Raw genomic sequence first — 11,120 nt, 5'->3', positions numbered from 1 at the left:
GACCGGGCGCCCCGCCCACCGGCCCGCCACGACGCGGCGCCGACGGGCCGTGCTGCCCACCAGGAGCGGGCCGCCGACCGTCGGCGGGCGGTGGTGGCTGCTCCCGTCACCGGCCGGGGACGCCGCCCAGCGAGCGCAGGCGCAGACCGAGGTGCTGCTCGAACGGCACGGCGTGGTGACACGGGGGTCCGTCGTGTCCGAACGGCTTCCGGGCGGGTTCGCCCCCGTCTACCAGGTGCTGCGCGCGTACGAGGAGAGCGGGCGGTGCCGCCGGGGCTACTTCGTGGAGGGCCTCGGTGGGGCGCAGTTCGCACTGCCGGGGGCAGTGGACCGGATGCGCGCCATGGCCCCGGCCCTCGGGCGGGGCCCAGGCGCGCCGGGGGTGCCGCCTGGCGCTTTCGGTGCGACGCCTGGCGTGGCCGGGGTGATGCCTGGCGTGGCAGAGGTGACTGCGGGGGTGGCGCGGGAGATGCCTGGCTCAGGTGGCGCAGGTGGTCGTGGGGGAGGCGCGGTGCGCAGGGCTGTCGTGCTGGCCGCGGCGGATCCGGCCAACCCGTACGGGGCCGCGCTGCCGTGGCCTGCCCACCCGGGTGACGTCGGGCACAAGCCGGGCCGGAAGGCGGGGGCGCTCGTGGTGCTCGTCGACGGCTCCCTGGTGCTGTACGTGGAGCGGGGCGGCAGGACGCTCCTGTCGTTCAAAGATGACGAGCGGCTCCGGCCCGCCGTGGACGCGCTGGCGCTGGCCGTGCGAGACGGGGCACTGGGCAAGCTGACGGTCGAGCGCGCCGACGGCGCCTCGATCGTCGAGTCGCCTCTCGCTGCGGCGCTGGAGGAGGCGGGCTTCCACCCGACCCCGCGGGGGCTGCGGTTGCGGGCCTGAGGGCTGCGCCCGCCTCTCGGCGTGGTCGGTTCCCTGGTGCCGCGTGTCTGTGGTCCTTGGGTGGTGGTGGCTGGGCGATCGGCGGGGTGGGTGTGTGGTGATCGGGTGGCGGTCCGTGGTGAGGGGTGGGGGTGCGGTCGGGGTGGCGGTCCGTGGTGAGGGGTGGGTGTGTGGTGATCGGATGGCGGTTCTGTGCTGAGGGGTGCGGTGCGGTGCGGTCGGGGCGGCGTTCGTGCTGAGGGGGGTACGTGGTGGTCGGCCCGACGCGGGGCGGCGGAGGTGGCGTTTGGGGAGTGGTGGCTCAGTCCGGCGGGGCGGGGCGTTCCGGGTGTGTGGGGTGTGTGCAGGGCAATTCCCGTCTAACGGTCGATATCCGGCTGTATGAAGTGGTGGCCACTGATTAGACACGCTTGATAACCCGTTTGCTTGCTCGTGACTTGCTGGACGCATAACCTCGACTGCAGTGAGGGAGTTACTCCGCGCAGCGGATTGCCATACCGGTGCACTACGGACGAACGAGCTTGGGCCATCGAGACGGGCGAGGTGTCGGCCAACCAGGTCGGCGCCCGGTCAGCCCTGGCCCGATATCCGTCGTGGCGACGGCTCCGGCCGGCTTTCCGCGCCTTGCGTGTGACCCCTCCCGCTTTTGAGGCCGCCTGTTTGGGTGTTGACGACGCGAGGAGGGCAGGGCGCACATGGGGCCGCTAGTCGTGGTGCTGTCGGTGGCGGTGCTCCTGCTCACGTTCGGGATGATCGGGGCGCTGCTGATCGTGGTGCGGCGCACGTCCGGCAGCCATCCGCAAGCGTTCAAGGCCAGTCCCGAGCAGGTGCAGGCGGTCAACGAGGAGCTCGAACAGGCCCGCCAGGACGCCGGTGAGATCCGCGGCAAGGCCCATTCGGACGCCGAGGAGATCCTGCGCAGGTCGGAGGCCGCGGCGGAGAGCGCGGCGCAGATGCGGCGCGAGGTCGAGGAGGAGACCCGGACACTGAAGTCCGACCTCAAGGAGCTCCGGGCCGACCTCGAACGCAGGGAGGGCCGGCTGGCCGAGCGCGAGCAGCGGCTGGACGACGAGGCCCGCAGGCAGGCGGAGCGGGAGCGCAAGCTGGCCGAGACCGAGATCGAGCTGGCCGACCGGCGCGCCGAACTCCTGCAGGTGGAGGAGGAGCGGCGGGTCATCCTCGAACGGATCGCCGGGCTCACGGCCGGTCAGGCCAAGGCCGAGCTGGTCAGGGAGATCGAGAACCACGCCAAGCGCGAGGCCGCCCTGATCATCCGGGAGATCGAGGGTCAGGCCCGCAAGGAGGGCGAGAAGCGCGCCACCAAGATCGTGACGCTGGCGGTGCAGCGGCTGGCGGCCGAGCAGACGGCCGAGTCGGTCGTCAGCGTGCTTCACCTGCCGGGTGACGAGATGAAGGGCCGCATCATCGGCCGCGAGGGGCGCAACATCCGGGCGTTCGAGTCGACGACGGGCGTGAACCTGATCATCGACGACACACCGGAAGCGGTGCTGCTGTCCTGTTTCGATCCGGTACGCCGGGAGACGGCCAGGCTGACCCTCGAGAAGCTCGTGCTCGACGGCCGCATCCATCCGCAGCGCATCGAGGAGGCCCACGACCGCAGCCGGGCCGAGGTGCAGGACCTCTGCGCCCGCGCGGGCGAGGACGCGCTGGTGGAGCTGGGCATCACCGACATGCACCCCGAGCTGACCCTGCTGCTGGGCCAGCTCAGATACCGCACCTCGTACGGGCAGAACGTCCTGAAGCACCTCATCGAGTCCGCGCACATCGCCGGCATCATGGCGGCCGAGCTCAAGCTGGACCAGAAGCTGATGAAGCGCTGCGCCCTGCTGCACGACATCGGCAAGGCGCTCACGCACGAGGTCGAGGGCAGCCACGCGCTGATCGGGGCGGAGATCGCGCGCAGGTACGGCGAGCAGGACGACGTGGTGCACGCCATCGAGGCGCACCACAACGAGGTCGAGGTCCGCACGGTCGAAGCGGTGCTCACCCAGGCGGCCGACGCCGTCAGCGGCAGCCGCCCCGGCGCCCGCCGCGAGTCGCTGGAGGCGTACGTCAAGCGGCTGGAGCGGCTGGAGCAGATCGCGCAGTCGTACGACGGCGTCGAGAAGGTCTTCGCCATGCAGGCCGGTCGGGAGATCCGGGTGATGGTCAAGCCCGACGCGATCGACGACATCCAGGCGCAGGTCATCGCCCGCGACGTGGCCAAGCAGGTCGAGGAGGAGCTGACCTACCCGGGGCAGATCCGCATCACCGTGGTCCGGGAGTCGCGCGCCACCGAGTTCGCCCGCTGAGCGCCATCGACTTCGCCCGCAGAGCGCGCGGCCGGGGCCGCCCGGTTGAGCGCGCCTCATGAGAGCGTGCTTCTTGAGAGCGTGCTTCTTGAGAGCGCGCTTCATGAGGAGGATTCCGGGCAGGGGGCCCGCAACCATCCGCATCACCGGGGGGAAGCATGAGCGAGGGCTACGACCAGGTCGCGATCGTGACGGGCGCCGATTCCGGCATCGGCAAGGCCACCGCCGTCGCGCTGGCCGAGCAGGGGTTCGACGTGGGCATCACCTTCCACTCCGACAGCGACGGGGCGGAGGAGACCGCCCGGCTGGTGCGCGACCTCGGCAAGGCGGCCACGGTGCGGCGCCACGACCTGACCGATCCCGAGCGGGCCGCCACCGTCGTGGACGACCTGGCCGAGGAGCTGGGCGGCGTGGGCGTGCTGGTCAACAACGCGGGCACCGGCAGCTCCGAGCCGCTGCTCGACGTCGACTACGAACGCTGGCGGTCCGTGATCGCGGTGGACCTCGACGGGGCGTTCCTGTGCGCCCAGCGGGCGGCGCGGCGCATGGTCCACTCGGGCAGGGGTGGCCGCATCGTCAACATCACCAGCGTCCACGAGGAGTATCCGCGGGTGGGGGCAGGGCCGTACTGCGCCGCCAAGGGCGGGTTGCGGATGCTCAGCCGCGTGCTCGCGCTGGAGCTGGCCGAGTTCGGGATCACGGTCAACACCGTGGCGCCCGGTGAGATCGCCACACCGATGACGGGGCAGGACGACGTGCCGCCGCAGACCGGCACCCGGCCCGGCTACCCGATCGCCCGGCCGGGTGACGCCCGCGAGGTCGCCGCGGTGGTGGGCTTCCTGGCCAGTCCGTCGGCGTCGTACGTGACGGGATCGACGGTGTTCGTTGACGGCGGTCTCGGTCTGATGGGCCCCCAGGCGGCCGGCGCGCTCCACTCCGGCGATTGGCGCAAGGGGTAGATGCGCCAACCACGACCGCCATGGCCCAAGGCGAAGGGCGGTCAGCCACCTGCACGGGCCAGGCTGCCGAAAGGATGAGCAGGCGGCGGCGTCAGCCGGTCACTGGTCCAGCCGTCAGCTGAAGATCTGCTGGTAGAAGGCCAGCTCGGCGGCGAGGGCGGTGGCCCGGGTCTCGGTCCGGCGGAACCCGTGCGACTCTCCCTCGAACGCCAGGTAGGTGCACGGGACGCCGCGCTCCGACAGCGCGTCGGCGAACGCGGCCGACTGCTCGGGCGGCACGATGGGGTCGTCGAGCCCCTGCAGCAGCAGCATCGGGCACGAGACCCCGTCGACCAGGGCGAGCGGCTCGCGGCTGGCGTAGAGCATCGGGTCCTCGGGACCGACGAGCCACTCCACGTAGCGCGACTCGAAGTCGTGGGTGTGGGCGTTGAGCGTGGCCAGCGCGCTCACACCGTAGTAGGAGACGCCGCCGGCGAACGCCTCGGAACGGCAGCAGGCCGCCATCACGGTCCAGCCTCCGGCGCTGCCGCCGCGCACCGCGATGCGGGCCGGATCGGCCAGCCCTTCGGCCGCCAGCCACTCGGCCGCCGCGATCGTGTCCTCGACGTCGACGACTCCCCACTGGCCTTTGAGCCGTTCGCGGTAGGCCCTGCCGTAGCCGGTCGAGCCGCCGTAGTCGACGTCGAGCACGCCGATGCCACGCGAGGTGAGCAGCGCCTTCTCCAGGTCGAGCGCCGAGGTGGCGTGCCCGGTCGGGCCGCCGTGCACGAAGATCACGTACGGGGGAGCGCCGGGCGGGACCTCCGAACGGCGCTCCGGCGAAGGCCCCGACGACTGGACGCCCGACCGGGCTTCCGGCCAGGCGTGCGACGGGCTCATGGCGGGGTTGGACGGCGGGTAGAGGCGGGCGTGGACGTGGCGGCCGAACCGGCCGGTCAGCTCCACCCGCCGGGGCGAGGGCAGGTAGGCGATGTCGGGCAGCTCGGCGATGTCGCGCCTGAGCCCCTCCACCCGCCCCGTCACGGTGTCGATCCGGACCACCGAGCGCGGCACCGCCGGGCCGTACCCGACCCCGACCAGCGTCGCGCCGTCGGCGACCAGCGCGGGATCCCAGCCCTCGTAGGGCATGTCGAGGTCGGTCAGCTCTCCCGAATCCGGATCGAGCACCCCCAGCCGCAGGTCGCCGCGCCCGTGCAGCACCGCCAGCCGGCCGTCGCCGAGCACGGTGTACGGCCGGCCGCCCAGTTGCCACAGCGGCCAGGCGAACTCCTCCTCGGCGGGGAAGAGCGCCTGCGACGAGGTGCCGTAGAGGCCGATCTGGTAGAGGTTCCACCAGCCGGACCAGTCGGAGATCAGGTAGAGGTGGCCGTCGTCCTTCCACCGCGGTGCGAGGACGGACTCCGAGGTGCCGCCCTTGACCGTCCAGGAGGCGCCGTCGGCGAGCCGGGTGACGCGCAGCTCGGTGCCGTTCCAGGGCATGCGCGGATGGCTCCAGCTGATGTAGGCCAGGTGCAGCCCGTCGGGGGAGAGCTCGGGGAAGGCGTAGAAGTCGGCGCCCGTGGCGCGCTCGCGCGGCTCGCCGCCCTCCAGCGGGATCGAGACGATGGAGCGCGAGACCTTGCCGTCGTGGTGGCGCTCGCGTACGCACCAGACCTGGTGGTCGCGCACCAGCAGGTCGGCGTAGCGGGAGCCGTCGTCGGCCGGCGTGATCGGACTCGGCTCGTCGGCGAGGGGCGCGAGGAGGTAGAGGCGCTGGTCGGAGAGGTTGACGAAGACGACCTCTCCGCCCGGGGCCACGGTGTAGGGGCGGCCGCCGTACTCGTGGACGCGGGCCCGCGCGCTCCACGGGGCGGCCAGCAGCTCGCGGCGGGCGCCGCCGGCGGCGCGGTGCATGATCGTGGTGCGGCCGCCCTCGTCGGGCCGGTCTTCCGTCCACCACACCTGGCCGTCGAGCGTGGTGGGCCAGCCCAGCCGGAGACCTGAACGGGCGACGTCGGTCGTGGTGATGGGGGATGGCCAGAAGGGCATAGACGAATCCTGCCGGAAGATCGGCGCGAGCGGGGGCGATCACCGGTACTCCGGCGAGCGCCCCCTACCCGTAATTCGCGACGTCAGACCCGCAGGCGTCAGGCGCCGCCCGCGCCGCCTCCGTCCACCGTGGCGATCGCGACCGGCCTGGCCGCCGTCTTGCGGCTGCGGCGGCTGCGCCGCTCCAGCCACGTGGCGAACGCGCTGAGCGCCATGGCCATCGCGATGTAGATGATCCCGATGACGACCGCCGCAGACAGCTTCGTCCCCGGGTACGCCGACGGCAGCGTCTTGAAGCCCATGTTGAGCAGGTCGACGTACACGATGAAGTAACCCAGCGCCGTGTCCTTGAGCAGGACCACGAGCTGGCTGACCACGGCCGGCATCATCGCGGTGATCGCCTGCGGCAGCAGGATGAGCCGCATCACGCCGCCCTTGCGCAGGCCGATCGCGTACCCGGCCTCCGACTGGCCCTTGGGGATGGCGAGGATGCCCGCCCGCACCACCTCGGCCAGCACCGAGCCGTTGTAGAGCGTCAGCGCCAGGACGATGGCGAACAGCGCGTAGTCGCCGCTGCCGAACACGCTGGGCGCCAGGAACCAGAGGAAGAAGATCAGCAGCAGCAGCGGGATGGCCCGGAACAGCTCGACGATCGCCCCGGCGGGCATCCTGATCCACCGGTGGTCCGACAGCCGGGCGATGCCGAACACCGCGCCGAACAGCAGCGCGAACACCGCGCCCAGCACCGCGGCCCTGATAGTGCCGATCAGGCCGGGAATCAGGTAGCCCTGCCACACCTCGGCGGTGAGGAACGGCTCCCACACCCTGGCGTCGAGCTGGCCCTTCTCCGCCAGCTTCAGCACCGCCCACACGGTGATGGCCAGCAGCACCACCGCGGAGGCCACTGTGAGCAGGTTGTTGCGCAGCCGTCCGCGCCGCCCCGGGGCGTCGAACAGTACGGACGCCGACGTCATCGTGCCACCGCCAATCTCCTCGACAGCCACCCCGTGTACCAGCCGATCGGCAGGACGACCGCCAGGAAGGCGAGCACGATGCCGATGAAGATCGGGATGGAGACGCCGGTCGTGTCGAAGGTCTCCCTCATCACCGCGGCCACGTCCACCGTGTAGCCGGCCGCGGCCACCACCGTGGTGTTCTTGATCATGGCGATCAGCACGCTGCCCAGCGGCGCGATGACGGCCCGGAACGCCTGCGGGAATATGACCAGCCGTACCGACTGGAAGAACGTCAGCCCGATCGCCCGCGCCGCCTCGGCCTGCCCCATCGGCACGGTGTTGACGCCCGCGCGCAGCGCCTCGCACACGAACGCCGCCGTGTAGGCCGACATGCCCAGCACCGCCAGCCAGAACGAGTTGGTCAGCGGCACCTCTGTCGAGAAGATCAGCCCGAGCGTGTCACTGAGCCCGAGGTAGCAGAAGGCCAGCACCAGCGTCAGCGGCGTGTTGCGCAGCACGTTGACGTAGGTCGTGCCCGCCGCGCGCAGCACCGGGGTGGGGGAGACCCGCATGGCCGCCAGGATGGTGCCCACGGCCAGCGAGAAGAACGCGATGAGGACCGAGAGCAGCAGGTTCTTGGTGAACCCGCTGAACAGCTCGGGCCCGTACTCGATTAGTTCGTCCATTGTGCTCCACCAGTGAGAACAGCGGCGGCGGCCGGATCACCGGCCGCCGCGCGCGTGAGGATCAGGCGCAACCCTCGGCCGGTGGCGCGGTCGCGGGGAACTCCATCCCCGTCTTGCCGTACCACTTCTGGAGCAGCTTGGTCGCCGTGCCGTCCTGCCACATCTTGGCGATCGCCTTGTTGACCGCCTCGCAGGTGGCCTTGTCGCCCTTCTTCAGCCCGACGCCGTACTTCTCGTCGGTGAACGGGTCGTTGAGGAGCTTGTACTTGCCCGGCTCCTGGGCGGAGAAACCGGCCAGGATCAGGTTGTCGGTCGTCACGGCGTCGAGGTTGCCGCCGCTCAGCTTCTGGACGCACTCGGAGTAGTTGCTCGCGCCGACCAGCTTGGCGGGCAGGCCCAGCTTGCCGTCCGGCGGCGGGTCGGTGATCCGCTTGTAGGAGTTGGAGCCCTGCGCCTGGCAGATCCTCTTGTCCTTCAGGTCGGTCGCCTTGGCGATGCCCGTGGCGTCCGCGCGCACCATGGTGTCCTGGTGGGCGATGATGTACGGCCCGCCGAAGGTCACCTTCGGCTTGCGGGCCTCGGTGATGGAGTAGGTGGCGAAGATGATGTCCACCGTGCCGTTCTGGAGCAGCGCCTCGCGGTTGGACGAAGGCGACTCCTTCCAGATGATCTTCGGGTCCTTGCCGCCGTTCAGTTCGCGCACGACGTAGCGGGCGACGTCGACGTCGAAGCCCTCGGGGTCGGCGGTGCCCTTCTTCAGACCGATGCTCGGCTGGTCCCACTTCGTGCCGACGACGATCTCGCCGGCGCCTTTGACCTTCTCCAGTGCATTGGGGTAGCTCTCGTTGCCGCCACACGCGGCCAGGCCTGCCGCCATGGCCGCCACCGCGAGCACGGCCCCCGTTCGGCGCATCTGCATTGTCGTTACCTCAATCTTCCTGCGGGCTTCAATGCGTAAGGATCTTCGACAGGAAATCCTTCGCCCGGTCGGTCTGGGCGTTGGTGAAGAACTCGTCGGGTGTGTTCTCCTCGACGACCTGGCCGTCGGCCATGAAGACCACGCGGTTGGCGGCCCTCCTGGCGAACCCCATCTCGTGCGTGACCACCATCATCGTCATCCCGTCACGGGCCAGCCCGATCATCACGTCGAGCACCTCCTGGACCATCTCCGGGTCCAGGGCCGACGTCGGCTCGTCGAACAGGATCATCTTCGGGTCCATGGCCAGGGCCCTGGCGATCGCGACACGCTGCTGCTGCCCGCCGGAGAGCTGGGCGGGGTACTTGTCGGCCTGGGCGGCGATGCCCACCCGCTCCAGCAGCTCCATGGCCCGCTTGTCCGCCGCGTCGCGCGCCTTGCGCCGCACCTTGGTCGGCCCGAGCGTGACGTTCTCCCGGATCGACTTGTGGGCGAAGAGGTTGAACGACTGGAAGACCATGCCGACCTCGGAGCGGAGCCTCGCCAGTGCCCTGCCCTCCTCCGGGAGCGGCTCGCCATCGAAGATGATCGCGCCGTCGTCGATGGTCTCCAGCCGGTTGATGGTCCGGCAGAGCGTCGACTTGCCACCACCCGAAGGGCCGATCACGACGAGCACCTCGCCGCGGGAGACGGTCAGGTTGATGTCCTTCAGGACATGCAGCGCCCCGAAGTATTTGTTGACGTGCTCCAGCTGCACCAGCGGAGCGGCGTCCCCGTTGTCCGTCATGCGTAAAACCTAGGGGTCGTTAGGGCGCTGGTCACTAACCGAGCGGTACCGATCCGATCACATCCGGCCGTCAAGCTGGTCTTTTAATCTCTCGAGGCCGTCGCCGGCCGGACAACGACTACCCTTGAACGTGCCATGACTGTGACCCAGGAGAGCCCCCGCACGTACGAGGTGCGCACGTACGGGTGCCAGATGAACGTGCACGACTCCGAGCGCCTGTCCGGGCTGCTGGAGGAGGCGGGCTACGTGCGCGCGGCCGACGGCGAGAGCGCCGACGTGGTCGTGTTCAACACGTGCGCCGTGCGGGAGAACGCCGACAACCGCCTCTACGGCAACCTCGGCCACCTGCGGCCCGCCAAGGCGGGCAACCCGCGCATGCAGATCGCCGTGGGCGGCTGCCTGGCGCAGAAGGACCAGGGCGAGATCGTCCGCAGGGCGCCGTGGGTCGACGTGGTGTTCGGCACCCACAACATCGGCTCGCTGCCGGTGCTGCTGGAGCGGGCCCGCGTTCAGGGCGAGGCCCAGGTCGAGCTCAAGGAGTCGCTCGAGGTCTTCCCGTCCACGCTGCCCACCAAGCGCGAGTCGCCCTACGCCGCCTGGGTGGCGATCTCGGTCGGCTGCAACAACACGTGCACGTTCTGCATCGTGCCGTCGCTGCGGGGCAAGGAGAAGGACCGGCGGCCCGGCGACGTCCTGGCCGAGGTGCGCGCCCTGGTGGAGCAGGGCGTCCTGGAGGTCACGCTGCTCGGCCAGAACGTCAACACCTACGGCGTCGAGTTCGGCGACCGGCTGGCGTTCGGCAAGCTGCTGCGCGCCTGCGGATCCGTCGAGGGGCTGGAGCGGGTCCGCTTCACCTCACCGCACCCGGCGGCCTTCACCGACGACGTGATCGCGGCCATGGCCGAGACGCCCAACGTGATGCACCAGCTCCACATGCCGCTGCAGTCGGGCTCCGACCGGGTGCTCAAGGCGATGCGCCGCTCCTACCGGGCCGAGCGCTACCTCGGCATCATCGAACGGGTCCGCGCCGCCATGCCCGACGCGGCGATCTCCACCGACATCATCGTCGGCTTCCCGGGTGAGACGGAGGACGACTTCCAGGCGACCCTGGACGTCGTACGGCAGAGCCGGTTCGCCAACGCCTTCACCTTCCAGTATTCGATCCGCCCCGGCACGCCCGCGGCCGTCATGGCCGACCAGATCCCCAAGGAGGTCGTCCAGGAGCGCTACGAGCGCCTGGTCGCCCTGCAGGAGGAGATCTCCTGGGTGGAGAACAAGAAGCAGGTGGGCCGCACGCTGGAGGTGCTGGTCGCCGAGGGCGAGGGCCGCAAGGACGACGCCACCCACCGGCTCTCGGGGCGCGCCCCCGACAACCGCCTGGTGCACTTCGCGGTGGGCGACGAGCGGCCGCGGCCGGGCGACATGGTGACGGTGGAGGTCACCTACGCGGCGCCGCACCACCTGGTGGCCGACGGGGCCCTGCTCGGCCTGCGCCGCACCCGGGCCGGTGACGCCTGGGAGGCCCGCCAGGGCGCGCCCACGGCCAAGGGCGTGCTCCTCGGCATGCCCACGATCGGCCGCCCGGCCACCGACCCG

9 protein-coding genes are annotated in these 11,120 nt (G+C 70.8%); 4 read left to right on the top strand and 5 right to left on the bottom strand.

The window, feature by feature from the left end; translation table 11 throughout:
• From DQW85_RS34285 to DQW85_RS34275, 3 genes are all read left to right on the top strand, one after another.
• A partial coding sequence (locus DQW85_RS34285) for an Lhr family helicase (RefSeq protein ID WP_420819205.1) occupies window positions 1-880 on the top strand: 880 nt, incomplete at its 5' end.
• Between the two features lie 695 nt (window positions 881-1,575).
• The gene (gene rny / locus DQW85_RS34280; protein ID WP_113703913.1) at window positions 1,576-3,192 is read left to right on the top strand and encodes a ribonuclease Y; all 1,617 of its coding nucleotides are present in this window, start codon (window positions 1,576-1,578) and stop codon (window positions 3,190-3,192) included.
• 158 nt (window positions 3,193-3,350) lie between these two features.
• Window positions 3,351-4,151: an SDR family oxidoreductase gene (locus DQW85_RS34275; RefSeq protein ID WP_113703912.1), complete on the top strand. Its 801-nt coding sequence runs from the start codon at window positions 3,351-3,353 to the stop codon at window positions 4,149-4,151.
• Window positions 4,152-4,265: 114 nt separating this feature from the next.
• Here DQW85_RS34275 and DQW85_RS34270 read toward each other — a convergent pair whose 3' ends face one another.
• The 5 genes from DQW85_RS34270 to DQW85_RS34250 all read right to left on the bottom strand — a co-directional run bounded on the left by DQW85_RS34270 (window position 4,266) and on the right by DQW85_RS34250 (window position 9,524).
• The gene (locus DQW85_RS34270) at window positions 4,266-6,179 is read right to left on the bottom strand and encodes a dipeptidyl-peptidase 5 (RefSeq protein ID WP_113703911.1); all 1,914 of its coding nucleotides are present in this window, start codon (window positions 6,177-6,179) and stop codon (window positions 4,266-4,268) included.
• A 98-nt stretch (window positions 6,180-6,277) separates the two neighbouring features.
• Entirely contained in the window at window positions 6,278-7,153 is an 876-nt protein-coding gene (locus DQW85_RS34265; RefSeq protein WP_113703910.1) for an amino acid ABC transporter permease, read from the bottom strand.
• A complete protein-coding gene (locus DQW85_RS34260; RefSeq protein WP_113703909.1) occupies window positions 7,150-7,821 on the bottom strand; it encodes an amino acid ABC transporter permease in 672 nt (223 codons plus the stop codon). The genes DQW85_RS34265 and DQW85_RS34260 overlap by 4 nt, the downstream gene beginning before the upstream one ends.
• A gap of 61 nt (window positions 7,822-7,882) precedes the next feature.
• Entirely contained in the window at window positions 7,883-8,740 is an 858-nt protein-coding gene (locus DQW85_RS34255) for a glutamate ABC transporter substrate-binding protein (RefSeq protein WP_113703908.1), read from the bottom strand.
• A 28-nt stretch (window positions 8,741-8,768) separates the two neighbouring features.
• On the bottom strand, window positions 8,769-9,524 hold the full coding sequence (locus tag DQW85_RS34250) for an amino acid ABC transporter ATP-binding protein (protein WP_113703907.1): 756 nt from the start codon (window positions 9,522-9,524) through the stop codon (window positions 8,769-8,771).
• A gap of 135 nt (window positions 9,525-9,659) precedes the next feature.
• Between DQW85_RS34250 and miaB the strand changes: the two genes are divergently transcribed.
• Window positions 9,660-11,120, top strand: a 1,461-nt coding sequence (gene miaB, locus DQW85_RS34245) for a tRNA (N6-isopentenyl adenosine(37)-C2)-methylthiotransferase MiaB (RefSeq protein WP_113703906.1), incomplete at its 3' end; no start/stop codon positions are given.

The organism is Nonomuraea lactucae (genome assembly GCF_003313395.1).
Classification (GTDB): Bacteria; Actinomycetota; Actinomycetes; order Streptosporangiales; family Streptosporangiaceae; genus Nonomuraea; species Nonomuraea lactucae.
The sequence above is the reverse complement of the archived record's forward strand: the minus strand, read 5'-3'. Positions and strand labels throughout refer to the sequence as shown.

Excerpts from the sequence above, each read along its gene's own strand:
- rny (WP_113703913.1), top strand. The coding sequence starts at position 1,576 with ATGGGGCCGCTAGTCGTGGTGCTGTCGGTGGCGGTGCTCCTGCTCACG.
- DQW85_RS34275 (WP_113703912.1), top strand. The coding sequence starts at position 3,351 with ATGAGCGAGGGCTACGACCAGGTCGCGATCGTGACGGGCGCCGATTCC.
- DQW85_RS34270 (WP_113703911.1), bottom strand. The coding sequence starts at position 6,179 with ATGCCCTTCTGGCCATCCCCCATCACCACGACCGACGTCGCCCGTTCA.
- DQW85_RS34265 (WP_113703910.1), bottom strand. The coding sequence starts at position 7,153 with ATGACGTCGGCGTCCGTACTGTTCGACGCCCCGGGGCGGCGCGGACGG.
- DQW85_RS34260 (WP_113703909.1), bottom strand. The coding sequence starts at position 7,821 with ATGGACGAACTAATCGAGTACGGGCCCGAGCTGTTCAGCGGGTTCACC.
- DQW85_RS34255 (WP_113703908.1), bottom strand. The coding sequence starts at position 8,740 with ATGCAGATGCGCCGAACGGGGGCCGTGCTCGCGGTGGCGGCCATGGCG.
- DQW85_RS34250 (WP_113703907.1), bottom strand. The coding sequence starts at position 9,524 with ATGACGGACAACGGGGACGCCGCTCCGCTGGTGCAGCTGGAGCACGTC.